Here is a 25,866-nt window from a genome sequence, read left to right on the forward strand (position 1 = left end):
ATGACGAAGAGCGGCCCGGTTTCGACCGGGTCGTTTTTCTTTTACGCCGTCGCGCGCAGCAGGTCGCCGAGCGTGCGTTCGAGGTCGCGCACGCTGCTGCAAACGCGCGCCACGTCGCAGAACGGCAGATAGCGCAACATCTCCGAGTCGCCGCTGCCCCATGACGAGCGCGTCTCGGGGTTGAGCCAGACCACGCGCCGCGCGCGCGCGGCCAGGGCGGCCAGCACGTCGACCCGGGGGTTGCCATAGTTGCTGCGCGCATCGCCGACGATCAGGATCGAGGTGCGGCGGTCGACGCGGTCGAGCCACTCGAGGGCCAGCTCGGCCAGCGAGCGGCCGTAGTCGGTGGCGCCGAAACCGATCACCCGCAAGATCGAGGCGATCGCCTCGTCGACCGGTTGGCGTTCGAGCAGCTCGGTCACCTCGACCAACCGGTTCGAGAAGGCGAAGGCGTGCACGTCGGCCAGCGCCTCGCGCAAGCTGAACAGGAACAGCAGGAAGAACTGCGCGGTGGCCGCGACCGAGCCGCTGACGTCGCACAGCGCCAGCACGCGCGGCTTCTCGATGCGCCGCCGCTTCCAGACCGTGCGAAACGGCACGCCGTCGGTGCCGGCGTTGGCGCGCATCGTGTGGCGCACGTCGAGCACGCCGCGGCGCGCGCGGCGGCGCGTTCGCCCGTAGCGGGTCGCGAGCCGTTTCGCCAACTGCCGCACGATGATCCGCAGGCGCGCGTGATCGCGCCGGTCGACGTGGGTGAAGCGGGTCGTCGCCAGGTACTCGTCGCGCCAGCGCTCGTTCTCCGGCGCGGCCAGGTCCAGGCGGCGCGCGATCAGCGCGCGCACCTGCTCGCGCAGCGCCGCCCGCCGCTCGTCGAGCATCTGGGCGAGGACGACCGCCTGCGGATCGCCCGCGCGCAGCGCGGCGATCTCGCGATCGAGCTGGCGCAGCCCGAGCCGTTCGAGGATCCGGTAGGCGGCCAGGTTCGCCTGCGTCGAGAGCCGGATCGCGCCCACGCCGGTCTCGTTGGCAGCCGTCTCCAGCGCCGCGGTCAGCGCCGCGCCGCCGCCGCCGAGCAACAGCCCGCCCAAGGCGGACGCGACGCGTTCGGCGCCCCCCGGCGGCTGCACATCCGCCACCGCGGGGGCGCTCGAGAAATAGCGTTCGAAGCACTCGTCGAACACGCGCTCTTCGTCGGCGGACTTGGCCAGCACCAGCGCCAGCGCGTCTTTGAGCCGCGCGCGGTCCGCGTAGCCGACCAGCGCCAGCGCCTGCGCCGCATCGATGCTCTCGGCGGGCGAGACCGGGAGGCCCGCGCGGCGCGCGGTCTGGAGGAAGTCGACCAGCGGTGGGATCACGCCGGCCGCCGCGCCAGCAGCGCGGGCAGCTCGCGGGTTGCGGTCGCGACGTCGGTCTCGATCTTCAGCAGCACGGTCAGCGTCTCGCGCACGACCTCGACCCCCAGCTCGTCGACGTGCAGCAGCACCAGCACGCGCGCCCAGTCGATCGTCTCGCCGACCGACGGCGGTTTGCGCAGGTCGAGCCCGCGCAGCGCGTGGACGAACGCCACCAGCTGCGCGCGCAAACGCTCGCCGATCTCGGGGACGCGGGTGGCGACGATCCGTTCTTCCAGCGCCGCCTCGGGAAACCCGATGTGCAGGTGCAAGCAGCGCCGCTTGAGCGCGTCGCCCAGGTCGCGCGTGCTGTTCGAGGTCAGCACGACCAGCGGCGGCACGGCCGCGGTGATCGTCCCGATTTCCGGGATGGTGACTTGGTAGTCGGCCAACAGCTCGAGCAAGAACGCTTCGAACTCGGCGTCGGCCTTGTCGATCTCGTCGATCAGCAGCACCGCGCCGGCCGGCTCGCGCAGCGCGCGCAGCAGCGGTCGCGGCGCGAGGAACTGCTCGGAGAAAAAGAGGTCGTCGAGGCCGCGCAGGCGGGCCAGCGCCCCGTCGAGATCGCCGGCCTCGCGCAGCGTCTCGCCGAGCCGGTCGCGCAGCAGCTGCGTGTAGAGCAGCTGTTTGCCGTACTGCCACTCGTAGAGCGCCTTCGCCTCGTCGAGGCCCTCGTAGCACTGCATCCGCACCAGCGGCAGCCCCAGCTGCTGCGCGGCGGCCCGCGCCAGCTCCGTCTTGCCGACGCCGGCCGGCCCTTCGACCAGGATCGGCTTGTGCAGCGCCCGCGCGAGAAAGACCGCGGTCGCGATCCGGCGGCTGGCGATGTAGCCGACGGCCGCGAGGCCGTCGCTGACGGCGTCGATCGCGACGCGGGGTGCCTCATCCATGGTGGTGAGAAAATGGCGCTTGCCGCATCGCGCATCCTGCCCGGCGGCACCGTTCGTGCAGGCGAAACCTCGTCCGAAGTGCTAGTGCCTGGAAGTATTCTCCGTCCCGGCTATCATTTCAGCAAGGAGCGACTATGAGCGATCCTGTCCATGGTATGAAGTCGCCGGTCTGGCGTGCGGCAACGGCGGTGGGAGCGCTGGCGTTGCTGATCACGGGTGCAGTCACCAGTGCCCAGACCACCGGTGGCTACACGGCGGCCCAGGCCAACTCCGGCGCCACCGTGTACGCCAGCCGCTGTGCCGTCTGTCACGGTACGAGCCTGCAAGGCGGCGCCGGACCCACGCTGGTCGGCGCGGCCTTCAAGAAGTCGATCAACGCGTCGTACAAGACCGGCGCCGATCTGCTCGACTTCATCAGCAAGCAGATGCCGGCGGATGCGCCCGGCACGCTGAGCGCGCAGCAGTACGCCGACGTCACCGCCTTCGTCATCTCGAAGAACGGCTATCCCGCCAACTCGACGACATTCAGCGCCGCCAACGCGGGCGATCTGAAGCTCGCCGGCGTGACCACGTCGGCGGCCGCGATGGCTGCGGAACCGAAAGTCGAGATCGTGCGCGCGGCGGCGCCGATCACCAAGCAGTTCGGCCCGATCCCCGGCGGTGCCAACGTCAGCGTCACCGACGCGATGATCAGCCGCGGCTGGTCGAGTCCCGCCGACTGGCTGGTCAACGGCCGCACCTGGGACAACGATCGCTACTCGCCGCTCTCGCAGATCAGCACGTCGAACGTGCGATCGCTCCAGCTGGTGGCGATCGCGCAGACGGGCTTCACCGCCAGCTTCGAGACCACGCCGATCGTCGTGGGCGGCGTCATGTACGCCTCGACGCCGGTCGTCAACAACCAGATGAAGGTCGTCGCCATGAACGCCGCCACCGGCGCGCGCATCTGGGAGACGACCTACACGCTCACGCCGTTCAAGATCTGCTGCGGTCCGGTCAACCGCGGCGTCACCGTCGCGTACGGCAACGTCTACTTCTTGACCCTCGACGACCGGCTGGTCGCGCTCGACGCGCGCACCGGCGCGCTCAAGTGGCGCGTACAGGTCGCGGACCCGTCGGTCGGCTACTCCGAGACGATGACGCCGCAAGTCTACGACGGTATGATCCTGATCGGCAGCGCCGGCGGCGAGTGGGCGATCCGCGGCTTCGACGCCGCGTACAACGCGCACACGGGCAAGCAGATCTGGCGCTGGAACGCGACCGACCCGAGCACGTATTCGGGCGACTCGTGGAAGAGCGGCGGCGGGATGAACTGGACGACGCCCGCGCTCGATCCCAAGCTGGGCCTCTTGATCTTCAGCACCGGCAACCCGAACCCCGACCTCTACGGCGACAAGCGCAAGGGCGACAACCGCTGGAGCGACTCGATCGTGGCGCTCGACGTGCACACCGGCAAGATGAAGTGGTACTACCAAGAGGTCAAGCACGACGTCTGGGACTACGACGCCGTCAGCCCGGTCGTGCTCTTCGACGTGCACAAGAACGGCCGGACGATCCCGGCCGCGGGCGAGGCGGGCAAAGTCGGCTGGTTCTTCATCGTCGACCGGCGCACCGGCAAGCTCATCACCCGCTCGCAGAACTACGTCGCGATGTCGCGCAACATGTTCTCGCAGCCGACCAAGACCGGCGTGAAGATGCTGCCGGGCGCCAACGGCGGGGCCGAGTGGTCGCCGCCGGCGTTCTCGCCGCAGACGCACGACGTCTACGTGCTGGCGATGGACCAGCTGATGAACTTCCAGACCGAGCCGGCGGTGAACACGCCCGGCCAGCTGCGGCTGGGCAGCGCGTTCACCAACGTCGCGCCGGGCGGTCTCCAAGACGGACGACTGGTCGCGATCAACGTCGACACCGGTAAAGTCGACTGGACCCACATGACCAAACAGCCGCTGATCGGCGGCGCGCTCGCCACGGCGGGCGGTCTCGTGTTCTACGGTGAGGGCGACGGCACGTTCGCCGCCGTCAACGCGCGCACGGGTCAGGTCATCTGGCACTACGGACTGGGCGCCGGCGTCAACGCTCCGCCCGTCAGCTACTCGGTCGGCGGCAAGCAGTACATCGCCGTCGCGGCCGGTGGCAACTTCCAGCTGGGCTACCCGCTGGGCGATACGATCGCGATCTTCACGCTCAAGTAGCGCGAAGCGCGGTTACTCGGCGGCGACGGGCGCGGGGCCCGTCGCCGGTCCGGGTCGTTTCAGGAACAGCACGAGCAGGACGCCCAGCGCGCTGACCGGCACCAGCGCCAGAATGGCGTCGGCGAAGCCGAGGTTCGTCGCCTGGACGAGCACCGCGCGCGCCAGCAGCGCCAGCGCGTGCGGGACGTCGGCACGCAGCAGCGGATTGGCCGCGGTCGCGGCCGAGCGCAGGATGTCGGCGTGGAAGTACGTGCGCCGGTCGAAGATCGTGATCAGCATCGTGCTGGCGATCGAGGCGCCCAGCTGGAACGAAAGGCTGATGAACGAGCTGGCCTTCGGCCCGTCCTGCGGCACCACGGTGCCGATCACGCTGACCAGCAGCGGGACCAGCAGCATCGACTGGCCGATCCCGCTGAGCACCAGCAGCGGCCCGAAGGTGCCGAAGTCGCTGCCGGTCGTCATCCGCTGCGCGATGAGGAAGAAGCTTGCGCCGCTGGTCGCGCAGCCGAGCACCAGCAGCGCGCGCGGGTCCAATCGCGTCGCGAGGCGGGCGACGAACGGCGTGCAGACGAGCACGGGCGCCGCGCGCAACAGCATCAACAGGCCGCTGAGCATGGCGGTGAAGCCGAGAATCCCTTGCGTGTACTGCGGCAGCATGATGGTCGGGCCGAAGACGACGGCGCCCATCAGGATCGCGCTGCCCACGCCGACCCGCACGTTGCGGTAGCGGAAGATCCGCAGGTCGACGATCGGCGTCTTCGTTCCCCACAGCTCCCACAGGGCGAAGGCGATGAGTCCGAGCACCGAGGCGCAGGCGAAGAGCACGATGCGGTCCGAGCCGAACCAGTCGTTGCGTTCGCCTTCGTCGAGGACGTACTGCAGCGAGCCCAGCCCGACGACCAGCAGCGCGACGCCGAGCGCGTCGAACGGCAGGCGCCGCGGCGGCGCCGGATTGCGCAGCGTCGTCAGGATGATCAGCGCCGCGATCGTGCCCGGGACGACGTTGATCTCGAACACCCACGGCCAGGAGAAGTTGTCGGTCAGCGCGCCGCCCAGCGTCGGCCCGAGCGCGGGTCCCAGCGTCAGCGCGACGGCGAACAGGGCGGAGCTGGCCCCGATCTTCTCCGGCGGCAGCGTCTCGCGCAGGATGATCTGTGAGGTCGCGATCAGCGCGCCGCCGAACGCGCCCTGCACGATGCGGTACAGGACGAGGGTCGAGAGCGTCGTTGCCGTTCCGCACAAGAACGAGGCGGCGGTGAAGCCGATGATCGAGATAGCGTAGTACTGGCGGCGCCCGAAGCGCTGCAGCAGGAACGGCGCCAGCGGGATCGCGACGACGTTCGAGATGATGTACCCGGTGACGATCCACGCGCCGTCGTCGATCGACGCACCGACGTTGCCTTCGATCGTCGGCAGCGCGACGTTGACGATCGTCGCGTCGAGCGTCTGCAGCAGCGCGGCCAGCATGACGCCCACGACGATCAGCGTGCGGCGCCGGCCGTACTCCACGACCGAGACCGGAGCGGGCGCCGCCGTCGGGCCCGGCCGGCCCGTCGCCGCGAGCCGAGGGAGCGCCGCCTGTGCCATTGACCGTTTATATGATACATGTCATGATTATGTCAATGATGACGGGAATCATGAAAAAGCCCGCCGTACGCCTCCCTCGATGAAGGTCACGCGCGAGCAGGCCCAGGCCAACCACGAGCGGATCGTCGACGCGGCGGCGGTGCTGTTCCGCGAGCGCGGCTTCGAGGGCGTCGGGGTCGCCGAGATCATGGAACGCGCCGGCTTGACGCACGGCGGCTTCTACGGGCACTTCGGCTCGAAGGACGAGTTGGCGGCGGCGGCCTGCACGCGCGCCGTCCAGACGCGACGCGACGCTTGGGCTCCGCTGCTCGAGGAGAACCCCGAGGCGGCGCTGGCGACGTTCGTGCGGACGTATCTCTCGGAGGGGCACCGGACCCACCGCGGCAGCGGCTGCCCGTTCGCGGCATTGGCCGGCGAGGCCCCGCGCCAAGCGCCGCCGGTGCGGCGGGCCTTCGCGGACGGGCTGCGCGGCTACGTGGAACGCTTCGCGAACCTCGTTCCGGGGCGGAGCGCGGCGGCGCGCCGGCGCAAGGCGATCGCGGTGCTCTCGGGCCTGGTCGGTGCGCTCACGCTGGCGCGCGCCGTCGACGACCGCGCGCTGGCCGGCGAGATCCTGGCCGCCGGCATCGCCGCCTACGCGCCCGAGGCCTAACCGAAACCGAACATAGGCGAACGGGTTGGGAAGAGACCGTTCGCGACGCGTTCACCCGGCCGGGAGAGAATCGGGCGCATGCTTGGGTTCGACCGGCTCGACCTCCACGCCCACACCGCTGCCCACGGCGCGTTCGCGCAGGCACGCGACCTTTCGGTCGCGCTCCCCGTCGTCGCCTGGCTGGTGGAGCGCGGCGCCGCGCGCCTCGAAGGCGAGCTCGCGCCGCACGCGACGCTCGGCTTCGCGCGTACGTCCTGGTCCACGTTCGCGTTTTCCGTGACGCCTCGCTCGCACGGCGCGGTCTACGCGGGGACCGTGCAGCTGACGACCATCGCGCCCGGTCACACGCGGCTCGTCGTTCGCGGTCACATCGCGCACGGCGCGAACAGCGATCGCGCGCGCGACCGGGACGCTGTCGAGACCTGCGTGCGCAGCGTGCTCGACCGCCTCACGCGGGAGATCCGGGACCCGAAGAACGCCGCGTGAACGCACGCTCCACGGAGCTTCATACGCCGTTCGCGGCCGCCGTTTAGGCTGCGGGCATGGACACACGGCACGTTCGTTCGATCCTCGTCCCGATGGACGGCTCAGCCGCGGCGGATGCGGCCTTCGCGCTCGCTCTGCGGCTGGCCGCGCCGGACGGCGAGGTCATCGTCACCCACGTCATCGACCGGGCCACGATCGCCGCGGAGTGCGTCACCCCGTACGGCGGCGATCCGACCCCGGTTCTCGCGGCGCTCGACGAGGACGAAGAGACGCTCCTCGAACGGGCGCGGGAGCAGGCGCACGCGGCGAACGTTCGCTGCTTGACGCTGGCGGCGGACGGCAACCCGATCCGGGAGATCTGCTCGCTGGCCCGCCAGCGGAAGGTCGACGCGATCGCGATGGGCACCCACGGGCGCCGCGGACTCGCGCGCCTGATCCTGGGCAACACCGCGGCCGGCGTGCTGCACCAGACGGACGTCCCGACCTTCGTGGTGCACGAGGAGAGCGCCGAGCTGGCCGCCCGACCGTTCCGTCAGATTCTGGTCGCGCTCGACCCCTCGGCCGGCGCACGTAACGCCGTTCGGGCTGCGATCGATCTGGCGGCGCACGATGGGGGAGCCGTGTTCTTCGCGCACGTGGCCGAGCGCGACGACGGCGCCGCCGAACGGCAGGCGCTGCAAGAAGGTCGCCGCCTGGCCCACGCCGCGCACGTCTCGACCGATGCCGCGACGCTCGGCGGCGATCCGGTCGAAGCGCTGCTGGTCGCCGCCGAGACCATGCACGCCAATCTGATCGCGGTCGGCGCGCACCGCAACGCGACGGGCGGTTTCCGCATGGGCAGCGTCGCCGAGGCGATCGCCCGCACGAGCCCGGTGCCCGTGCTCGTCGTCCCCGTCACGCCGGTCGCCGCGGCGGCGCGCTGAGCATGGAAGCGACGCTGCTGACGACCGACGTTCGCCTCGAACGGCTCGACCGGTATTGGCGGGCAGCGAACTATCTCGCCGCAGCGCAGCTCTACCTGCGCCACAACCCGCTGCTCCGCCGTCCGCTCGAAGCGGACGACTGCAAACGGCGCGTGCTGGGCCACTGGGGCACTGTGCCGGGCTTGAATCTGATCTACGCGCACCTCAACCGGCTGATCGCCGACCGCGATCTCGACGCGATGCTGGTCGTCGGACCCGGTCACGGCGCGCCGGCCGTCTACGCCAACCTCTACCTCGAAGGAACGCTCGGCCAGACCGACCCGCGCTATACGCGTGGCGAGGACGGGATGCAGGCGCTGCTGCGCGACTTCTCGTGGCCGGGCGGACTGCCCAGCCACCTCACCGCGCGCACGCCCGGCACCCTGCACGAGGGCGGTGAGCTCGGCTATGCGCTCTCGCACGCGTACGGGATCGCGCTCGACGACCCGCAGGCGTTCGTCGCGTGCGTGATCGGTGACGGCGAAGCCGAGACCGGCCCGCTGGCGGCTTCGTGGCTCTCGCACGCCTTCTGCGATCCGGCCACCAGCGGCGCGGTGCTGCCGATCCTGCACCTCAACGGCTACAAGCTGTCGGCGCCGAGCGTGCTGGCCCGCATGCCGCGTGCGACCGTGCACGACTACCTGTGCGGGATGGGATATCAGCCGCTGTTCGTCGAGGTCGACGAGGACGACGCCCGTGACACGGTGCACGCCGCGCTGTGGCGCGCGCTCGACGACGCGGCCGACCTGCTCGACGACCGTCGCCGCCGCGCGCGGCTCGGCGCGACGCCGTTGTCGCCGCCGGTGCTGGTGCTGGTCAGCCCCAAAGGGATGACCGGCCCGCGCACGCTCGACGGCCTGCCGGTCGAAGGGACGCCGCGCGCGCACGGCATCCCGGTCGACGATCCGTACGGCAACGCCGCCCACCGCGCGGTCGTCGAGCAGTGGCTGCGCTCGTACCGGCCCGACGAGCTCTTCAGCGCGACCGGCAACCCGATCGCCGACGTGTTGGCGTGCTTGCCGCCGCCGGCGCGACGGTTGGGGCGCAACCCGCGCGCCAACGGCGGCAACCTGCGCGTGCCGCTGAGCCTGCCGCCGATCGACGAGTATGCCACGGCGGTCGGCGCGCCCGGCGCCGCGAGCTGTTCGGCGACGCACGCCCTGGGCAATTGGCTCGCGGCGACGCTGGAAGCGAACGCCGAGCAGCGCAACCTGCGCGTCTTCTCGCCCGACGAAGCCGTTTCGAACAAGCTCGACGGACTGTTCGACGTCACCGCGCGCGCGTGGACCCTGCCGGTCGCGTTCAGCGACACGCACCTCGCCCGCAACGGCCGCGTGATGGAGATGCTCAGCGAGCACACCTGCGAGGGCTGGATGGAAGGCTACGTCCTCTCGGGGCGGCACGGCCTGTTCGCCTCGTACGAAGGCTTCGTGCCGATCGTCGACTCGATGGTCGCGCAGTACGCCAAGTGGTTGAAAACCGCGGCCGGCGTGCCGTGGCGCGCGCCGGTCTCGGCGCTCAACTTCCTGATGACCTCGCACGTGTGGCGGCAGGAGCACAACGGGTACTCGCACCAAGGCCCGGGCTTCGTCAACACGGTGCTGGAGGCGAAGGCCGACTACGTGCGCGTCTACCTCCCGCCCGATGCCAACAGCCTGCTGTGCGTCGCCGAGCACACGCTGCGCACGACCGACCGGATCAACGTCGTCGTCGCGCCCAAGCAGGATGCGCCGCAATGGCTCGACCTGGCGGCCGCGCGCGCGCATCTCGCGCTCGGCGCGGCCCGCTGGGCATGGGCCGCCGACGACCCCGATCCCGACGTCGTGCTCGGCTGCGCCGGCGACGTGATGACGCTCGAGACGCTGGCGGCGGTCTCGCTGCTGCGCGAGCACGCGCCGTCCCTGCGCCTGCGTGTCGTCAACGTCGTCGACCTGTTCGCGCTGACCTCACCCGAGCTGCACCCACACGGCACCGGCGACGAGGCGTTCGTCGAGTTGTTCGGCACGACGCCGCCGGTGGTGTTCGCGTACCACGGATACCCGAGAACCGTGCACGAGCTGATCTACCGCCGGCCGCGGCCGGAACGCTTCCACGTCCACGGCTACGTCGAGGAAGGATCGACGACCACGCCGTTCGACATGACCGTCCTCAACCACGCCAGCCGCTACGATCTCGCGCTCGACGTCCTGCGGCGCGCGCGCGAACGGAGCGTCGTCGTCCCCGACGCCGCGATCGCCGCGTTCGAGGGCGCGCTCGCGCGGCACGCGGCGTTCATCCGCCGCGAAGGGTACGACCTGCCGGAGGTCACGGGATGGACGTGGCGGCGCTGACCCCGCCGCGGCCCAGCCACAGCTCGACGACGCGGCGCAGATCGGCCAGGCGCACGGGCTTGGCCAGATAGTCGTCCATTCCGGCGGCCAGGCACGCCAAGCGATCGTCCTCGAACGCGTTGGCGGTCATCGCCACGATCGGAACGCGCGGCGTCCCGCGCTGCGCTTCCTCCGCGCGGATGGCCCGCGTCGCCGCCAGCCCGTCGAGGACCGGCATGTGACAGTCCATGAACACCAGCGCGACGTCGCCGTCGCGCACCGCCGCGACGGCGGCGGCGCCGTCCTCCACCATCACGACACGCACGCCGAGCCGCTCGAATTGCTGCTCGAGCACCTCGCGCAGCGCGGCGTTGTCCTCGGCGACGAGCACGCTGCCGCGGACCTCGCGCTGGGCGACGCGTTCGACCTCGCTCGCCACGGCCGCGGCCTGCTCGAGCGCGAAGCGCGCGGTGAACCAGAAGGTCGAGCCGTGTCCCGGCGCGCTCTCGACGCCGATCTCACCGCCCATCAGCGTCGCCAGCTGGCGCGAGATCGAGAGGCCGAGTCCCGTCCCGCCGTGACGCCGCGTCGTCGAGGCGTCGGCCTGCACGAACGGCTCGAACAGCCGCTCGACGAGCGCGGGCTCGACGCCGATCCCCGTGTCCTCGACCTCGAAACGCACCACCATCTCGGCGGCGGTCGTCGCCAGCGGCACGGCGCGCACGACGATCCGGCCGCGTTCGGTGAACTTGACCGCGTTGCCGATGAGATTGAGCAGGATCTGGCGCAAGCGCCCGACATCGCCGCGCAGTGCGACCCGCACGCGCGGGTCGATGAAGGTCTGGAGCTCCACCCCCTTGGCGTGCGCCTGCGGCGTCAGCACGGCGGCGGCGTCCTCGACCACGGTCTGCATGAGCAGCTTCGTGACTTGGAGCTCGAGCGCGCCGGCCTCGATCTTCGAGAAGTCGAGCACGTCGCTGATCAGCGCCATGAGCGCCTCGGCGGAGCGGTTGATCGTCTCGACGTAGACGCGCTGGCGCGCGTCCAGGTTCGTCTCGGAGAGCAGCTCGGCGCTGCCGATGATCGCGGTCAGCGGCGTGCGCAATTCGTGGCTCATGGTGGCGACGAACTGCGACTTGACCTTCGAGGCGGCCAGCGCGCTGTCGCGCTGCGTGCGCATCTCCTGCGCGCGCTTGCGTTCGGTGATGTCGATGATCGCCGCCAGGACGAACGTGCCGTCGGGCGTTTCGACCGGGTTGAGACCGATCTCGATCGGCACCTCGGTCCCGTCGCGCCGCAGCCCGTAGAGGTCGCGGCCGGCGCCCATCGGCCGGCCGATCGGGGCGCCCAGGTAGCCCGCTCGCAGGGCGGGATGGGCGGCGCGAAGCCGGGCCGGCACCAGCGTCTCGACCGAGCGCCCGAGCAGCTCCTCGTGGTCGTATCCGAAGAGGCGCTCACCCTGCTCGTTGACGAGCACGATCGCGCCGGCGTCGTCGGCGACGACGATCGCGACCGGCGCGGCATGGACGATCAGCCGCAGATGATCCCGCATCGGACACGCAACCTCCCCCACCGCGGCGAACGACGTTCACCTCGGGTTCCACCCAAGTTCACCGCGGGGACGCACGATCTCCCGCGTGCAGTTCCTCACCGTCAACGCCGGCTCGACCTCGGTCAAGGTCGAGCGATACGAGCTGGCGTCGGGTACGCTTCCCTCGCTCGACGAACCACCGGCGGCCGTCCTCAGCCGCTGCTTCGCTCCGACCGCGGCGGAGGAGGTGCTGCCGGCGCTGCTGCGCGACGGCGACGTGGTCGCCCATCGCGTCGTGGCCGTGCCGCCCGATTGGAACGCGGTCACGACGTTCGACGCCGCCGCCGCCGATCGGATGGGGACCGCTGCCGGCAGCGCGCCGCTGCACGACGCGCTCGCGTTGCGGCTGCGCGCCGTGGTCGCGCACGCGGACCCGACGGTCGTACAGGTCGCCGTCGCCGACAGCGCGTTCCACCGCACCTTGCCGGCTGCCGCCACGACCTACGCGGTCCCGCGCGCATGGACGCGGGTGGGCCTGCGGCGCCGCGGCTATCACGGCTTGAGCCATGAGTACGCGGTGCACCGCGGCGCGCGGCTCGCCGGTCTGGACGTCCGGCGCTGCCGCGCGGCGACGCTGCACCTCGGCGGCGGGTCGTCGCTGTGCGCGATTCGCGACGGGGCCAGCATCGATACGACGATGGGGCTGACCCCGCTCGAGGGGGTTCCGATGGCGACGCGCTGCGGCGCGGTCGATCCGGGCCTCCTGCTCGAGGCGTTGCGGCGCGGCGCGACGCCCGCCTCGCTCGAGCGCATTCTCGAGCGGGAGTCCGGCCTGCTGGGTATCTCGGGCCGCAGCGGCGACGTGCGCGTCCTGCTCGATGCCGCCGACGATCCCGATGCGCGCTTGGCGCTCGACGTCTTGGCCTGGCGGGTGCGCACGTCGTTGGGCGCGATCGTGGCCGCGCTGGGCCGCGTCGACCTGGTCGTCTTCACCGGCGGGATCGGCGAGAACGTGCCGGCGCTGCGCGCCGCGGCGATCGCGGGACTCGAAGGGCACGGCGCGCAGCTCGACGAGCGGGTCAATCGCCACCAAGGCGGGGACGGTCGGATCGACGCGGCGTCGAGCACGATCGCCGTCGCGGTCGTCACGGCGCGGGAGGGCTGGCAGCTAGCGCGCTTCGCCGCTCGATTCCTCGCCGCGGACGGACACTTCGCCCAAGAGGACGTCGATCTGCTCGAGCGCCCGCAGGACGAGATCCAGGCGTTCGGGTGAGGGCGCGATGACGCCGTCGCGAAACGCCTCGACGTTCGCCACCGCGACCGCCAGCTGGTTGCGGATCTCGTGCAGCGCCGCTCTCACGCGGGTGCGATCATCTTGTAGCCCACCCCGAAGACGGTGATGACGTAGCGCGGACGTGTCGGATCGGCCTCGATGCGCGCGCGCAGGTTCGCCACGTGGCGGTCGAGCGTGCGATCGTAGACGTCGCCGTCGACGCTGACCCGCTCGATCAGCTGCTCGCGGGTCAGCGTCTGGCCGACGTGCTCGGCCAAGACGTCGAGCAGCTTGAACTGCGTCGGCGTGAGCATGACCGGTTTGCCGTCGACGGTGACTTCGTGGCCGACCGGGTCGATCGCGATCCCGCCGACGCGGCGAATCGTGCGCGCGGCGGCCGCCGGCGAGGTTGCCCCGCGCTCCGCGCGGCGCAGGACGGTTCGTACGCGCGCCACCACCTCGCGCGGACTGAACGGTTTGGCGACGTAGTCGTCGGCCCCGAGCTCCAGACCGACGACGCGGTCGATCTCCTCGCCGCGGGCGGTCAGCATGATGATCGGCACGTCACGGGTGGCTCGCACGCGGCGCAGCACGTCGGTGCCCGGAAAGCCCGGCAAGTTGATGTCCAGGATCAACAGGTCGGGGTGGTGCTGCTCGTCCAACGCGACGGCGGTCGGCCCGTCGGCGGCGCGCAGCACGCTGAAGCCGTCCTCGATCAGGTAGTGCTCGAGGACGTCGACCAGAGCGGGCTCGTCGTCGACGAGCAGCACGGTTCGGGCACGCGCGCTTTCCACGGTACCCGAGCGTTCACGGGTCCGGCGCGCGCCGACCTTCTGCGCCCGCGTCACCCCGGACCGATGGCGGCGCGGCGGTCGGCTTTCTCCCGTTCCTCGAGCCGATAGGCGGTCTCCAAGAAGATGCCGAGGTCGTCCAACAGTTGGCGGCAGACGCGCTCGGCGACCGCGTGGCCGACGGCCAGGTCGAACGCCGCCCCCACCGCGCCGCCCGGCGGCTCGTAGCCACCCTGCAAGTCGAGGATGCAGGACGTGTAGTCGTCGTCGCCGTCGACGCTCAGGGTGCCGTGGAAGACCGGAAACGGGCCCTGGCCGGTCGCTTGCCACGAGAGCTGGTACGAGGCGACCATCGTCGCACGATCGTCGGCTCGCCGGATGTGCACGGCGCAGTCGCGTTCCAGCTCGAACGCGGCGAGGCCGGCGATCTCGAGCGGTGCCCGTAAGGTCAGGACGGTCTGGTCGCCGCGGCGGTGACCGGCCAGGAACCGGTCGATGAAGCCCGGCGCGAGGCCGACGGCGCAGGCGACGGGACGGCGGAGGTGCAGCTGGCTCATGGTTCGAGCGTAACGACCGGCGCGGCACGGCTCGCGAAGGCCGCGCGAACGCCCGTTCACGCGCCGTTCCGAAGTTCGCCACCGAGCGCTGCTAGGCTCACCGACATGCAATCTGACGACGTGCCCGTCGCGGAGACTTCCGTCGACGAGCCTCTTCCCTTGACCATGCGGTTCGTGCTGACCATCGGCGCGTGCATCCTCGTCGGCTGGTGTCTCATGTACGCGCTGCTGCGCGCGCGGTGGTGAGGATGCACGTCCACCGCCTCGAGCGCATCTGGATCGGCATGGGCCTAGCGATGCTGGTGTTCTTCATCGCGGTGATCGCGACGTCGGCCGTCGTCGACGGCTTCGTTCCGCCCAGCCGCACGCAAACGATCGACCCGGCCAAGGTCTCCTCGACCCCGCCGTTCGACCACCCGGGTCTGCACCAGATCGGGCCCGGTCAGTACGAGGCCTACTACGTCGGACACATCTTCTCGTGGGACCCGGCGACGATCACCGTCCCGACCGGCGCCCACGTCACCTTCTACCTGACCAGCACCGACGTGATGCACGGCTTCTCGATCCCCGAGACCGGCGTCAACGCGTCGGTCACGCCCGGCTGGGTGAACGCCGTCTCACAGACCTTCCGCAAGCCCGGCACGTACCTGGTGCTCTGCAACGAGTACTGCGGCGCCGGCCATCAGCTCATGGCCGCCAAGGTGATCGTGCAATGAGGGTCACGACCTCCCCGCGCGCCGGGTCGACCGATGCGCTCGCGCTCTCCAAGGCCGAGGGCGATCTGGTCGCGCTCAGCCACGTCTACACCGCGACGCTGGTACTCGGCCTGGGCGCGCTGTTCGGCCTGCTGCAGGGCTTCACGCGCGCGAACTGGATCGTCATGCCGGCCTGGTTCGACTACTACCGGATGCTGACCGCGCACGGCGTGCTGATGGCGCTGGTCTTCACGACGTTCTTCATCACCGGCTTGTTCACGTACTGCGTCTACCACGCGATCCCGCGGGTGCGCTCGACGCTGGTCAACCGGATCGGCTACGTCGTCATGCTGATCGGCACCGTGATGGCGACGATCACGATCCTGAGCGGGAACGCGAGCGTCCTCTACACGTTCTACGCGCCGCTCAAGGCCAGCCCGTTCTTCTATCTGGGCGCGACGCTGCTGGTGGCCGGGACCTGGTTCGTCGCCTACGACGTGTTCGAGAACGTGGTGTGGTTCAAGCGGCACCATCCCGGCGAGCGCGTCCCGCTGCCCGCGTTCATGGCGGCGACCACCATGGCGATGTGGGTGATCGCGACCCTGGGCGTCGTCGCGGAGATGCTGATCCTCTTGCCGTGGTCGCTCGGCTGGACGCCGGGCGTCGACGTCGAGCTGACCCGCATGCTGTTCTGGTACTTCGGCCACCCGCTGGTCTACTTCTGGATCATGGCGGCGTACACGATCTGGTACGCCGTCGTCCCGACGACCTACAAAGGCACCATCTTCAGCGACGCGCTGACGCGGCTGGCGTTCATCCTGCTGCTGCTGCTCTCGACGCCGGTCGGGCTGCACCACCAGTACCTCGACCCCGGCATCTCGGCGGGCTGGAAGTTTCTGCACACCGTGCTGACCTTCGGCGTCGTCGTGCCCTCGTTCATGACCGCGTTCGCGATCTTCGCCTCGTTCGAGCGCGCGGCGCGGAACGCGGGCGTGCGCGGCTTCATCGCCACCGTGCGGTGGCTGCCGTGGCGGGATCCGGTCTTCGCCGGCCCGGCGTTCGGGATGATCCTGTTCATCTTCGGCGGCTTCGGCGGCATCGTGAACAACTCGTACTCGATGGACGTGCTGGTGCACAACACGATGTGGATCGTCGGTCACTTCCACATCACGGTGGGCGGACCGGCCGCGCTGACGTTCATCGGCGCGTCGTACCGGCTCGTTCCGCAGCTGACCGGGCGGCGTCTGTTCGCGCCGAAGCTGGCGCTCACGTCGATCTACACCTGGTTCGTCGGGATGGCGGTCATGTCGCTCTCGATGCACTGGGCCGGGCTGCTGGGCGCGCCGCGGCGCACGTCCGACGTCTCGTACCTGGGCGCGCAGGCCGCGCAGCTCTGGCACCCCGAGATGGTCGGCGCGGCCGTGGGCGGCGCGCTGGTCGCACTGGGCGTGCTGTTCTTCGTGATCGTCGCGACCGGGACGTTCCTCACCGATCCGGTCCGCGACGAGCACCAGCCGGAGCTCTCGTTCGCGCCGGCCGATCCGCACGCCGGCCCGACGCCGGCGCTGTTCGACCAGACCGGCCGCTGGGCGCTGCTCGCGCTGCTGGTGGCGGTGATCTCGTACGCCGGACCGCTGGCGCAGCAGCTCGGCGCGCACGCGTACCTCGCGCCGGGCATGCGCACGTGGTAGCAGCGCTGGCGCTGCTGCTGGCGACGGCGTCGCCGTTCGTTCCCGAGGAACGGATCGGCGACGCCGTCCCGGACATCCCGCTCGTCGCGCAGGACGGCCGCCCGTTCTCGCTCGCGCGCGGCGCCGGGCGCGTGCAGGTGGTGACGTTCGTCTACACGCGCTGCGGCGACGAACGCGCGTGTCCGGCGGCGTCGGGGAAGTTCGCGTGGCTGCAGCGCCATCTCGGAGCCGCGCCGATTCGCTTGGTCGAGATCACGCTCGACCCGGCCTACGACACGCCCGCCGTGCTGCGCCGGTACGGGCGCGCGTTCGGCGAGGACCCGGCGCGCTGGACGCTCGTGACCGGCCGGCCGGACGACGTCGCCGACCTCGCGACCCGGCTCGGCATCGCGACGCGCCGAACGGCGCCGCTGACGATCGTCCACACCGAGGCGGCGATCGTGATCGCGCCGGACGGCACGATCGCCGAGCGCGTCGCGGGCGCGGATTGGGATCCGCTCGACGTCCTGGCGCTGGCGCGCGCGCGCGCCGAGCAGCGCATCGCGCCGCTCACCGCGCTGCGGTTGTGGCTGGCCGCCGCGGCGGCCACCTGCGGCGCGGCGTCGGCCGGTCTTTCCGGCGCCGCGATGCTGGGCGTCTTGGCGTTGACGACGGCGCTCGTCGCGGCCGTCTTCGTTCGCGCGCTGCGCGCGCGCTGAAGCACCCCACGCGATGCCGGCGATCACGGCGCCGGCGTGGCGGGGACGAGCTCGACGTAGGGTGTGGTGGGCGAATCGTCCGGGCCGAGATCCTTCGGTGCCGGCGTGCCGGCCGGCCCGAGCGCGCGGATGAAGCGGTAGATCGCGCGTTGATCCGCGTCGCTGAGGGAGCGCACGTCGTGCCAGGTCATCGGCGGATGGCCGCCGCGGGTGCGGACCGCCGCCAGCCACTGTTCCTCGTCGATCTGCTGGAAACGCAGGCGCACGTTGGCCGGATACGCGGTTCCCCACGGGCCGCGAAAGCCGATCGCCGAGCCGGTCATCCAGCGTTCGGCCGGGAGCATCGCGTCCGAGTCACGCCACCCCGGCGTGTGGCAGTCGTTGCAGGCGCCGAACGCGACCAGCGCGCGCCCGCGGGCGAGCACGTCGCTCGCACCCGCGTCGACGGCCGCCGCGCGCGGCGTGGCGTCGAGTGCGGTCAGCGCGAGCAGCGCGAGCAGCGCGGCGGCACCGAGCAGCGGAGGAGTGGAACGCTTCATTCGAATCGCAGAGCCTCGATCGGGTTGAGGTGAGCGGCCTTCGAGGCCGGATAGTAGCCGAAGAAGACGCCGGTGAGCGCGGAGAACGCGAAGGCCAGCAAGACGGCGTCGAGCGGGACGAGCATCGGCCAGTGGCCGAAGGTCGCCACCGCCGCCGCGCCGGCGACGCCGAGCGCGATCCCGATCGCGCCGCCCACGCTGGCCAGCACCACCGCTTCGATCAGGAATTGCTCGAGGATCGCGCTCCCGCGCGCGCCGACCGCGATGCGCAGGCCGATCTCGCGGGTCCGTTCGGTGACCGAGACGAGCATGATGTTCATGATCCCGATTCCGCCCACCAGGAGCGAGACGGCGGCGACGCCGGCCAGCAGATACTCCATCACGGCGGTCGTCGCGGCAGCGGCGTTGGCGATGTCCTGCAGGCTGCGCACGTTGAAGTCGTCTTGCTCGTCGCCGACGATCCGGTGACGCTGCTCGAGCAGCCGCGTGATCTCGGTCTCGACGGGTGCGATCGTATCCGCGTCGTCGGCCGACACCGCGATGGCGCTGACGAAGATCGTCCCGGTCAGGCGCTGCATCGCGGAGGTGTACGGCAGGATGATCGTGTCGTCCTGATCTTGGCCGGAGGCGCTCTGGCCGCGTACGGAAAGCACGCCGATCACCGTGAACGGGACGTTGCGGATCAGCACGGTCTTACCGATCGGCGAGGCGCCGGGGAACACGTTGTCGACGACGGTCTGGCCCAGGACGCAGACCTTGGCCGACTGCGCAACGTCGGTGTCGGTGAAGAAGGAGCCGGCGGAAAGGCTCCATTGGCGGATGTACGTGTACGTGGGCGCGGCGCCGAGGATGGTGGTCGACCAGTTGTTCTCGCCGGCGATCACCTGCGTGCGGATGCCGACGCCCGGCGAGACGGCTGCGACGTGCGGCAGCTTCGCGATCGCGAGCCCGTCGTCCGGGGTGAGCGTCGAGGCGGCGCCGGTCCCCGTCCGCACGCCGCTCAGCGTGACGTTGCCGGGAATGACGATGATGAGATTGCTCCCCAAGCCGGTGATCGACGCCTGCACCGAGGCCCGCGCCCCGGCGCCGATCGACACCGTGACGACGACGGCGGCGACGCCGATGATCACGCCGAGTATCGTCAAGGCGGACCGGACGCGGTTGCGCACCAGCGCCTCCCACGCGATGCGCAGCAAGGTACGCAAGCTCATACCGGCAGCGCCTCCGCGACCGGCGCGTCGGAGACGATCGCGCCGTCGCGCATGGTCACGATCCGCTGGGCGGCACGGCCCACGTCGGGCTCGTGCGTCACCATCAGGATCGTCATCCCGTGCTCGGCGTTGAGGCGGCGGAAGAGCTGGGTGATCTCGTGTGACGATGTGGTGTCGAGCGCGCCCGTCGGCTCGTCGGCGAGGATCAGGCCGGGATCGTTCACGAGCGCGCGCGCGATCGCGACCCGCTGCTGCTGACCGCCCGACATCTGGTTGGACTCGTGCTGCGCCAGCTCGGCGATCCCGACGATGGCGAGCGCGCTGCGCGCGCGTTCGCGCCGCTCGTCGTCGGGGACGCCCGCGTAGAGCATCGGGAGCTCGACGTTCTCGATCGCGCTGGTGCGCGGGAGCAGGTTGTAGGATTGGAAGACGAAGCCCAGTCGGCGCGAGCGCAGGTCCGCCAGCGCGTCGGCGTCGAGGCGCGCGACGTCATTGCCTTCGAACCAATAGCGCCCGGAGGTGGGGCGGTCGAGCAGGCCGATCAGGTGCAGCAGCGTCGATTTGCCCGAGCCGGAGGCGCCCATGATCGCGACGAACTCGCCGCGCTCGATGGTCAGGTCGACGCCGGCCAGCGCGACCGTCGGCTGATCGGCCAGCTGATACAGCTTGCGCAGCCGTTCCAGGCGGACGACCGGGACCGCGTCGCTCATCGCCGCGCGCCGGCGCTGGTCAGCGAGCTCGACGTTCGCGTCAGTGCCGAGGCCGGCGCCGGCGTCGCGGACGCGGCGCGTTCGCTCGCGTCGGCGACGATCAGCGGGTCGCCGGCGTTCAACGCGCCGCGCAGGGGCGTGACCGCCGCTTGCGTCTCGCTGACGAGGACGATGCGTACCGGCACGAGCTGCGGTTGACCCGCGCGGAGCACGAAGACGCGGCCGGTGCGCCCGGCGACGACCGTGCGCGTGACGGACGCCATCGTGGTGCCCCACGGCGAGGTCGACGCCGTCGAGGGATGCTGCGTGCCGCCGGCCGGGGGCGCCCACTGCAGCGCCTCGAGCGGCACGATCAGCGCGCCCGTCACGCTCGCGACGTGAATGGTCGCGTTGGCCGTCATGCCCGGATAGAGCGCGCCGTCGCGGTTGTCGACGTAGACGACGGTGTCGTAGGTGACGACGTTGTTGACGGTCGTCGGGTTCTGTCGCACCTGGTAGACGACGCCGTGGAAGGTGCGGTTCGGATAGGCCAGCACGGTGAAGTCGGCGATCGCGCCGGCGCGGATGCCGCCGACGTCCGGCTCGCCGACGGCGATGTCGACCTCCATCTTCGAGAGGTCTTGTGCGATCGAGAACAGCGTCGGCGTTTGGAAGCTCGCCGCGACCGTTTGTCCGATCGAGATGTTGCGCGCGATGACCGTGCCGTTCACCGGTGAGGTGATCACGCTTTGGCGGACGTTGTAGTCGGCTTGCGCGACCTGCGCGCGCTCGACGTCGACGGCCGCGGCGGCGGCGCTCGCGCTCGCGTCGGCGCTGCGGGCCTGGGCGTCGCCGGCGGCGGCGGTCGCCTCTTGCGCGGCGAGCTGCGCGCGAGCCTGCTCGACCGCCAAGCGCGCCGCCGCGTAGGCGGCCTGGGCGGCGACCGCGGCCGAGACGTCGGCGTCGGTCTGGTTTTGTGCGATGTAGCCGCGCGCGAGCAGGGCGCGGTCGCGTCGAACGGTGAGGTTCGCGAAGTCGAGCGCGGCTTTGGCCTTCCCGACCTGCGCGACCGCGGACGCGAGCGCGGCGCGGTCGGCGGCCGCGTTCCGGCCGGCGGCGACGAAGGTCTGCCGCGCGCTCTGCGCCGTGGCGACGCCGGCTGCGAACTGACGCTGGGACTGCGTCTGCGCCGCGCTGGCCTGGTCGTACGCATCGCGGAAGGTCGTCGGGTCGATCTTCGCCATCACCTGGCCGGCCCGGACCTGCGAGTTGTAGTCGACGTCCAGCTCGGCGATCGTCCCGGAGACTTGGGTGCCGACCAGGATCAAGTTCTGCGGATTGACGGTGCCTTCGGCCGTAACCGTCTGCACGAGGCTGCCGCGTGTGACCGGGGCGGTGAAGTAGCCGACGGCGCGGCCGCCGCGCAGCCGCAGGACCAGCGCCAGCGCCGCCAGCGCCAGCAACAGCGCGAGCCCGGCCCACAGCAGCAACGGGCGCCGGCGCGAGCGCGGCGGCGGTGGCGGCGGAAGCGGTGAGAGCCCGGGCTGCGCGGGCGCGACGGTCAGGTGCATGGCCGCAGCGTAGAGCCTGCGGATGGCGAAGCCGTGAACGTCGTACGAAGGCGCGCGGACCGCGCGTTCACGCGCTCTTCGCGCCGGTGGCCGAACGGCCGCGCGTGCGGGTGAGCGGCTAGCCGGCGCGCAGGGAGGGCATCAGCCTCTCGGCGTTGCCGCGGCCGATCTGCGCCAGCGCCGCAGCATCGAAGCCGCAGCGCTCGAGCGCACCGACGTATTCGCCCGCGCTGCGGAACGGATAGTCCGTCCCGAACAGGATCTGCGCCGGCGGCACGAGCTGGCGCAGCGAGGACATCGCGCCCAAGTTCGACGACTGCGCGGTGTCGTAGAAGAAGCGCACCAGCTCGTGCTGCGCGCCGAACGGCAGCGCGCCGTGCATCGCCGGACTGGCGCCCAGCATCGCGAAGCGCTCGATCATGAACGGCATCGAGCCGCCGGCGTGGCAGAAGATGAAGCGAATGCGGCGGTATCGCGCGGCAGCCCCCCCGAAGAGCAAGCTCGCGATCGTGCGGCTGGTGTCGGTCCCGTACTCGACGACGCTGTCGGGGACGCCCGGCACGAGTCCCGTACAGCACGCGTTGCCGATCGGGTGCACGAACGCCACGACTCCGCGCCGGTCCAGTTCCGCCAGCACCGGTGCGAAGGACGCATCGCCGAGCCAGCGCCGCCCGTAGCTGGTGAACAGCGCGATCCCGTCGGCATGGAGCGCGTCGAGCGCGTAGGCGATCTCGGCCAGCGTTCCCTCGACGTCGGGCATCGGAACGGCGGCGAACAGCCCCAGCACGCCCGGGTGCGAGCGGGTCAGCGCGGCACCGGCCTCGTTGCAGGTGCGGACCAGCGCGCCCGCCGCGGATGCGTCGCCGAAGAAGAAGCCGGGTGCCGTGATCGAGAGGACCGCCGACGTGACGCCGCCGCGCGCCATGTCGGCGAGCGAGCGGTCCACGGTCCAGTTCCGCAGCACCGGCTGGAGCGGCACGTTGCGTCGCTCCATCTCCTCGACGTACGGAGGCGGAGCGAAATGATGGTGAACGTCGAGCCGCCCGCTCGGACCGCCGACCGGCATGTCCGCGAGACTCCGTGGCTGCGTCGATGAACTCCTGGCCCGAGCGGGGAAGCGGCGCTACCGCGTGCGCGTCACCTCGCCGGTCGCGCCGCCCGCGTGGACGCCGAGCGGCGCCCGCACCACCACCACCGGGACGTGCGCGCGCTGGAGCAGATCGGCCGCCACACTGCCCAAGAAAAAGCGCGGCATCGCCGCCCGTCCGTTGGTGCCGGTGACGATCAGCGACGCATCGCAGCTCCGGCTCTCGGCGACGATCTGCTCACCCGGATCGCCGCTGCGCACGATGGTCGTGCACGGGACGCCGTCGTCGTAGACGTGGCGCTTCGCGACGGCCAGGGTCTCGCTGCCGATGCCGGGCGGCAGCCCCGGTTCGACGACCATGATCAGTCGCAGCGCGACGTTCCGTGCGCGCGCAATCGCGATCGCGGTTTCGAGTGCCGCGCGCGCCGGCAGTGAGCCGTCGATCGCGACGACGACCGGTCCGCGTCCCGACGCATCGCCGACGTGGCAGGCGATGACGGGGACGTCGCTGCGCCGCATCAGCCCTTCGGCAAAGCTGCCCAGCAGCGTGTGCGCGAGACCCGTGCGCGCGTGCGTCCCGATGACGATCGCCTCGCTCCGCGTGCCGCGCACGACGTCCTCGACCACGCGTTCGCGCGATCCGACCACGACGTATGCCTCGGCGCCGATACCGCGCTTGCGCGCCATCGCGCAAGCGGCGTCGCAGTAGAATTGCCCCTCCTCGCGCAGCGTTTCGACCAGCGGGTCGAAGCCGGCGCCGGCGCCCTCGGCGAGCGGCAACAGGCTCTCGGACGGGTCGACGGCGTGACAGAAGGTCACCGAACCGCCGCCTGCGGCAAGCTCGAGAGCGAAGCGCACTCCTTCGCCCGACGAGGCCGTCCCGTCGACGGGGACGGTGAGGCGCGAAAATGCAGGCCTCATGGCGTCACGCGAGACCCGGCGCCGGAACGGTTCGCGAAGGCGCCTCGAAGGTCGTCACGCAGCCGCGGGGTGGACCGGTCTTCCTGGACCAGAATCTCGTTGGCGACGCCGCGCACGCCCACCATCCGCCGCACGTCGTGCGCGGCGTTGTCCTTCTGGTAGTGCCAGTCGACCACGCCCGAGAGCGTCAGCCAGCCATTGGTAACGGTGACGACGACGCTGTCGGCGGGGATCGTGACGTCGTAGGCCAGCGCGTCGGCGGCGCTGCGCGCGATGTCGGCGTCGGAGCGCCGGTGCAGTACGGGAAGGTCGACCGTCAGCTCATCGGCGATGCCGTCCAGGCCGCTGACGCGCCGGCACGCCGCCTCCGCGGCGAGCTTTTGCGCGTAGCTGGCGACGGTCCCGGTCAGGGTCACGATCCCGTTCTTGGCGATGACGCCGATACGGGCGGCGTCGATGCTGGGATCGAGCGCCAGCGCGTCGATCACGTCTCGCTGCAACGTGGTGTCGCTGTCCATCGTCGAAACATCCTCCTCGTCGAGAGCTCGAGCTGTGCCACGATGCTCTCGCTCCGCTTGGAAGAGCCGATGAACGCGGCGTGAAGGCCGGTGCGCGGGCGGGCGGACGAAACGGAACGACGACCTTCGCGCGGCCTTCACGCCGGCTTCTCGTCGATCGGCTTCGCTGTGTCCAAGCACCCGTCAGGAGGGAGCGTCGTCGATGGCCAGCAGCGCGCGCATTCGTACCGTGATCCGCGATTGGGTCGCCGCCTCCGGCGGCGTCCTCGCGCGGCTGCTCCCGGCCGCTGCACCGACGCGGGACGGCGTGCCGCACATGCTGCGCGACCCGTCGGCGAGCGCCGTCGTGGTGAGCTGCGAGCTCCCGCTCACCGCGCCCGCCGTGGTGGCGCTGGTCGAACGCGAAGCCGGACGGCTGCAAGCCGAGGTGAGCCCGAACCGCGTCGTGCTGACGTGTACGCGGACCGGCCCGGACAGCTTCGCCGTCGCCCTGGACGGGCAGCACGAAGGCCGCTGCGAGCCGATGTTCGAGGGAACGATTCGCGCCGACGGGATCGACGCCGGGCGGACGCGCCTGGTCATCAGTGGGCGCGCCGTGCGCAACGCGTCCGCCGCGGTTGAGCTCGACCTCGCCTACGTCGAAGGGCGGCTCCGCCGCATTCTCGAGCTGCTGGTTCGCCGCGCGGAACCGCGGCTCACGAGCCGCGCTTGACCGTCTCGAGCTCGTCCAGCGTGCGCGGCCAGTCGCGGCCGAGCAGACGCGAGAGGCTGCGATCGGCCAGCACGCGCCGGCCGGTCTGGCAGTTGGCACAGTAGTTGGTCTCGTTGTCCGCGTAGCGGATGCGCTGGATCGGCTCGCCGCAAACCGGGCACGGCCGGCCGTAGCGGCCGTGCACGGCCATGTCGTCGCGAAACGCCGTCACCTTCTCGGGGAAACCGTCCCGCGCTTCGGCCTTGAACTTCTCGGTCCACGCGCGCAGCGTCGCGCGCGTCGCGTCGTAGAGGCGCTGCCACTCCGGATCGCTCAACGCGCGCGTGAGCGCGATCGGCGAGAGGCGCGCGGCGTGCAGGATCTCGTCGGAGTACGCGTTGCCGATCCCGCTCAGGAAGCGCGGATCGGTGAGCGCGCGCTTGAGGGTGCGGTTCTCGCGTGTGAGCGCGGCGCGAAAGGCGGGCAAGTCGGCGGCGAAGACGTCGATCCCGCCCGGATCGAGCGCTTCGAGCGCCTCCACGCCGCGCACCAGGTACAGCGAGGCGCGGCGCTTCGTCCCGGCTTCGGTCAGCACCAGCGAGCCGTCGGGAAAGTCGAACGCCGCCAACGCGTTGCGGCCGGCCAGCTTCGCGCCCGCCGCGCGCCAGTGCAGCCGGCCTGCGATCATGAGGTGGAGCACCAGCCACAGGTCGCCCTCCAAACCGATCGCGATGCGCTTGCCGACCCGGCGCAGCGCGCGCACGGTGCGGCCGTCGACGGCGCCGATCGGCGGATCGGCGGTGCGCAGCAGAAACGGGTTGGCCAGCCGGACGCGCTCGAGCGGCCGGCCGACGATGCGCGGCTCCAGCGCGCTGATGTACGCCTCGACGTCGGGCAGCTCCGGCATCGCTCGACGACCTTGGCAGGCGAAACG

At 71.1% G+C, this 25,866-nt stretch carries 25 protein-coding genes; 11 read left to right on the forward strand and 14 right to left on the reverse strand.

The features are described 5' to 3' along the window. Nucleotides 1–41: 41 nt before the first annotated feature. Complete coding sequence (locus VMD91_15805) at nt 42–1,355, reverse strand: VWA domain-containing protein (GenBank protein ID HTW85535.1); 1,314 nt, start codon at nt 1,353–1,355, stop codon at nt 42–44. After that, complete coding sequence (locus VMD91_15810; protein HTW85536.1) at nt 1,352–2,281, reverse strand: MoxR family ATPase; 930 nt, start codon at nt 2,279–2,281, stop codon at nt 1,352–1,354. The genes VMD91_15805 and VMD91_15810 overlap by 4 nt, the downstream gene beginning before the upstream one ends. Before the next feature lie 134 nt (nt 2,282–2,415). Between VMD91_15810 and VMD91_15815 the strand changes: the two genes are divergently transcribed. Next, nucleotides 2,416–4,473, forward strand: coding sequence for a PQQ-binding-like beta-propeller repeat protein (locus VMD91_15815; GenBank protein HTW85537.1), 2,058 nt, complete (start codon nt 2,416–2,418; stop codon nt 4,471–4,473). Nucleotides 4,474–4,485: 12 nt separating this feature from the next. Here VMD91_15815 and VMD91_15820 read toward each other — a convergent pair whose 3' ends face one another. After that, nucleotides 4,486–6,060 (reverse strand): DHA2 family efflux MFS transporter permease subunit, encoded by a 1,575-nt coding sequence (locus tag VMD91_15820; GenBank protein HTW85538.1) that lies wholly within the window; start codon nt 6,058–6,060, stop codon nt 4,486–4,488. Nucleotides 6,061–6,139: 79 nt separating this feature from the next. Between VMD91_15820 and VMD91_15825 the strand changes: the two genes are divergently transcribed. The 4 genes from VMD91_15825 to VMD91_15840 all read left to right on the forward strand — a co-directional run bounded on the left by VMD91_15825 (nt 6,140) and on the right by VMD91_15840 (nt 10,490). Beyond that, nucleotides 6,140–6,712, forward strand: coding sequence for a helix-turn-helix domain-containing protein (locus tag VMD91_15825; GenBank protein ID HTW85539.1), 573 nt, complete (start codon nt 6,140–6,142; stop codon nt 6,710–6,712). A 78-nt stretch (nt 6,713–6,790) separates the two neighbouring features. After that, nucleotides 6,791–7,198, forward strand: coding sequence for a hypothetical protein (locus tag VMD91_15830; protein ID HTW85540.1), 408 nt, complete (start codon nt 6,791–6,793; stop codon nt 7,196–7,198). 56 nt (nt 7,199–7,254) lie between these two features. Beyond that, nucleotides 7,255–8,121, forward strand: coding sequence for a universal stress protein (locus VMD91_15835; protein ID HTW85541.1), 867 nt, complete (start codon nt 7,255–7,257; stop codon nt 8,119–8,121). A gap of 2 nt (nt 8,122–8,123) precedes the next feature. After that, a complete protein-coding gene (locus VMD91_15840) occupies nt 8,124–10,490 on the forward strand; it encodes a phosphoketolase family protein (GenBank protein HTW85542.1) in 2,367 nt (788 codons plus the stop codon). Here VMD91_15840 and VMD91_15845 read toward each other — a convergent pair. Then, nucleotides 10,465–12,021, reverse strand: coding sequence for an ATP-binding protein (locus VMD91_15845; protein HTW85543.1), 1,557 nt, complete (start codon nt 12,019–12,021; stop codon nt 10,465–10,467). The two genes, VMD91_15840 and VMD91_15845, sit on opposite strands and share 26 nt — an antisense overlap. Before the next feature lie 85 nt (nt 12,022–12,106). Between VMD91_15845 and VMD91_15850 the strand changes: the two genes are divergently transcribed. Then, complete coding sequence (locus VMD91_15850) at nt 12,107–13,273, forward strand: hypothetical protein (GenBank protein ID HTW85544.1); 1,167 nt, start codon at nt 12,107–12,109, stop codon at nt 13,271–13,273. Between the two features lie 83 nt (nt 13,274–13,356). Here VMD91_15850 and VMD91_15855 read toward each other — a convergent pair whose 3' ends face one another. Both VMD91_15855 and VMD91_15860 read right to left on the reverse strand, forming a co-directional pair. Continuing rightward, complete coding sequence (locus tag VMD91_15855; protein ID HTW85545.1) at nt 13,357–14,067, reverse strand: response regulator transcription factor; 711 nt, start codon at nt 14,065–14,067, stop codon at nt 13,357–13,359. Nucleotides 14,068–14,117: 50 nt separating this feature from the next. After that, nucleotides 14,118–14,621: a hypothetical protein gene (locus tag VMD91_15860; protein HTW85546.1), complete on the reverse strand. Its 504-nt coding sequence runs from the start codon at nt 14,619–14,621 to the stop codon at nt 14,118–14,120. Between the two features lie 105 nt (nt 14,622–14,726). On the opposite strand from VMD91_15860, the gene VMD91_15865 reads away from it, so the two are divergent. Genes VMD91_15865 through VMD91_15880 form a run of 4 tightly spaced genes read left to right on the forward strand, consistent with a single transcriptional unit; the run spans nt 14,727 to nt 17,705 of the window. Next, nucleotides 14,727–14,867: a hypothetical protein gene (locus VMD91_15865; protein HTW85547.1), complete on the forward strand. Its 141-nt coding sequence runs from the start codon at nt 14,727–14,729 to the stop codon at nt 14,865–14,867. 2 nt (nt 14,868–14,869) lie between these two features. Then, the gene (locus VMD91_15870; GenBank protein ID HTW85548.1) at nt 14,870–15,337 is read left to right on the forward strand and encodes a cytochrome c oxidase subunit II; all 468 of its coding nucleotides are present in this window, start codon (nt 14,870–14,872) and stop codon (nt 15,335–15,337) included. Next, nucleotides 15,334–17,007, forward strand: a complete 1,674-nt coding sequence (locus VMD91_15875; protein HTW85549.1) for a cbb3-type cytochrome c oxidase subunit I — start codon at nt 15,334–15,336, stop codon at nt 17,005–17,007. Before VMD91_15870 ends, VMD91_15875 begins: the two co-directional genes overlap by 4 nt. Next, nucleotides 17,001–17,705: an SCO family protein gene (locus VMD91_15880; protein ID HTW85550.1), complete on the forward strand. Its 705-nt coding sequence runs from the start codon at nt 17,001–17,003 to the stop codon at nt 17,703–17,705. Before VMD91_15875 ends, VMD91_15880 begins: the two co-directional genes overlap by 7 nt. 23 nt (nt 17,706–17,728) lie before the next feature. Here the strand turns inward: VMD91_15880 and VMD91_15885 are convergent, their stop codons facing one another. From VMD91_15885 to VMD91_15915, 7 genes are all read right to left on the reverse strand, one after another. Continuing rightward, complete coding sequence (locus tag VMD91_15885) at nt 17,729–18,244, reverse strand: hypothetical protein (protein HTW85551.1); 516 nt, start codon at nt 18,242–18,244, stop codon at nt 17,729–17,731. Next, nucleotides 18,241–19,455, reverse strand: coding sequence for an ABC transporter permease (locus tag VMD91_15890; protein HTW85552.1), 1,215 nt, complete (start codon nt 19,453–19,455; stop codon nt 18,241–18,243). The genes VMD91_15885 and VMD91_15890 overlap by 4 nt, the downstream gene beginning before the upstream one ends. After that, on the reverse strand, nt 19,452–20,165 hold the full coding sequence (locus VMD91_15895; GenBank protein HTW85553.1) for an ABC transporter ATP-binding protein: 714 nt from the start codon (nt 20,163–20,165) through the stop codon (nt 19,452–19,454). Before VMD91_15895 ends, VMD91_15890 begins: the two co-directional genes overlap by 4 nt. Further along, nucleotides 20,162–21,715 (reverse strand): efflux RND transporter periplasmic adaptor subunit, encoded by a 1,554-nt coding sequence (locus tag VMD91_15900; protein ID HTW85554.1) that lies wholly within the window; start codon nt 21,713–21,715, stop codon nt 20,162–20,164. Before VMD91_15900 ends, VMD91_15895 begins: the two co-directional genes overlap by 4 nt. Nucleotides 21,716–21,833: 118 nt before the next feature. Then, nucleotides 21,834–22,781, reverse strand: a complete 948-nt coding sequence (locus VMD91_15905; GenBank protein HTW85555.1) for an amidohydrolase family protein — start codon at nt 22,779–22,781, stop codon at nt 21,834–21,836. Between the two features lie 57 nt (nt 22,782–22,838). Beyond that, the gene (locus tag VMD91_15910; GenBank protein ID HTW85556.1) at nt 22,839–23,723 is read right to left on the reverse strand and encodes a universal stress protein; all 885 of its coding nucleotides are present in this window, start codon (nt 23,721–23,723) and stop codon (nt 22,839–22,841) included. Next, the gene (locus tag VMD91_15915) at nt 23,720–24,382 is read right to left on the reverse strand and encodes a BON domain-containing protein (GenBank protein ID HTW85557.1); all 663 of its coding nucleotides are present in this window, start codon (nt 24,380–24,382) and stop codon (nt 23,720–23,722) included. The genes VMD91_15910 and VMD91_15915 overlap by 4 nt, the downstream gene beginning before the upstream one ends. Nucleotides 24,383–24,443: 61 nt before the next feature. Between VMD91_15915 and VMD91_15920 the strand changes: the two genes are divergently transcribed. Continuing rightward, the gene (locus VMD91_15920) at nt 24,444–24,953 is read left to right on the forward strand and encodes a hypothetical protein (protein HTW85558.1); all 510 of its coding nucleotides are present in this window, start codon (nt 24,444–24,446) and stop codon (nt 24,951–24,953) included. Here the strand turns inward: VMD91_15920 and VMD91_15925 are convergent. Beyond that, nucleotides 24,937–25,839, reverse strand: coding sequence for a DNA-formamidopyrimidine glycosylase family protein (locus tag VMD91_15925; protein HTW85559.1), 903 nt, complete (start codon nt 25,837–25,839; stop codon nt 24,937–24,939). The genes VMD91_15920 and VMD91_15925 overlap by 17 nt on opposite strands. Nucleotides 25,840–25,866 lie beyond the last annotated feature (27 nt).

Source organism: Candidatus Sulfotelmatobacter sp., assembly GCA_035504415.1.
In the GTDB taxonomy this organism is placed as follows: Bacteria; Vulcanimicrobiota; Vulcanimicrobiia; order Vulcanimicrobiales; family Vulcanimicrobiaceae; genus Vulcanimicrobium.

What these genes read in the sequence shown, in the direction of transcription:
- VMD91_15825 (HTW85539.1), top strand. Translation starts at nt 6,140, where the DNA reads ATGAAGGTCACGCGCGAGCAGGCCCAGGCCAACCACGAGCGGATCGTC.
- VMD91_15920 (HTW85558.1), top strand. Translation starts at nt 24,444, where the DNA reads ATGGCCAGCAGCGCGCGCATTCGTACCGTGATCCGCGATTGGGTCGCC.
- VMD91_15910 (HTW85556.1), bottom strand. Translation starts at nt 23,723, where the DNA reads ATGAGGCCTGCATTTTCGCGCCTCACCGTCCCCGTCGACGGGACGGCC.
- VMD91_15840 (HTW85542.1), top strand. Translation starts at nt 8,124, where the DNA reads ATGGAAGCGACGCTGCTGACGACCGACGTTCGCCTCGAACGGCTCGAC.
- VMD91_15875 (HTW85549.1), top strand. Translation starts at nt 15,334, where the DNA reads ATGAGGGTCACGACCTCCCCGCGCGCCGGGTCGACCGATGCGCTCGCG.
- VMD91_15895 (HTW85553.1), bottom strand. Translation starts at nt 20,165, where the DNA reads ATGAGCGACGCGGTCCCGGTCGTCCGCCTGGAACGGCTGCGCAAGCTG.
- VMD91_15820 (HTW85538.1), bottom strand. Translation starts at nt 6,060, where the DNA reads ATGGCACAGGCGGCGCTCCCTCGGCTCGCGGCGACGGGCCGGCCGGGC.
- VMD91_15905 (HTW85555.1), bottom strand. Translation starts at nt 22,781, where the DNA reads ATGCCGGTCGGCGGTCCGAGCGGGCGGCTCGACGTTCACCATCATTTC.
- VMD91_15860 (HTW85546.1), bottom strand. Translation starts at nt 14,621, where the DNA reads ATGAGCCAGCTGCACCTCCGCCGTCCCGTCGCCTGCGCCGTCGGCCTC.
- VMD91_15835 (HTW85541.1), top strand. Translation starts at nt 7,255, where the DNA reads ATGGACACACGGCACGTTCGTTCGATCCTCGTCCCGATGGACGGCTCA.
- VMD91_15815 (HTW85537.1), top strand. Translation starts at nt 2,416, where the DNA reads ATGAGCGATCCTGTCCATGGTATGAAGTCGCCGGTCTGGCGTGCGGCA.
- VMD91_15870 (HTW85548.1), top strand. Translation starts at nt 14,870, where the DNA reads ATGCACGTCCACCGCCTCGAGCGCATCTGGATCGGCATGGGCCTAGCG.
- VMD91_15810 (HTW85536.1), bottom strand. Translation starts at nt 2,281, where the DNA reads ATGGATGAGGCACCCCGCGTCGCGATCGACGCCGTCAGCGACGGCCTC.
- VMD91_15830 (HTW85540.1), top strand. Translation starts at nt 6,791, where the DNA reads ATGCTTGGGTTCGACCGGCTCGACCTCCACGCCCACACCGCTGCCCAC.
- VMD91_15865 (HTW85547.1), top strand. Translation starts at nt 14,727, where the DNA reads ATGCAATCTGACGACGTGCCCGTCGCGGAGACTTCCGTCGACGAGCCT.
- VMD91_15900 (HTW85554.1), bottom strand. Translation starts at nt 21,715, where the DNA reads ATGCACCTGACCGTCGCGCCCGCGCAGCCCGGGCTCTCACCGCTTCCG.
- VMD91_15885 (HTW85551.1), bottom strand. Translation starts at nt 18,244, where the DNA reads ATGAAGCGTTCCACTCCTCCGCTGCTCGGTGCCGCCGCGCTGCTCGCG.
- VMD91_15890 (HTW85552.1), bottom strand. Translation starts at nt 19,455, where the DNA reads ATGAGCTTGCGTACCTTGCTGCGCATCGCGTGGGAGGCGCTGGTGCGC.
- VMD91_15845 (HTW85543.1), bottom strand. Translation starts at nt 12,021, where the DNA reads ATGCGGGATCATCTGCGGCTGATCGTCCATGCCGCGCCGGTCGCGATC.
- VMD91_15925 (HTW85559.1), bottom strand. Translation starts at nt 25,839, where the DNA reads ATGCCGGAGCTGCCCGACGTCGAGGCGTACATCAGCGCGCTGGAGCCG.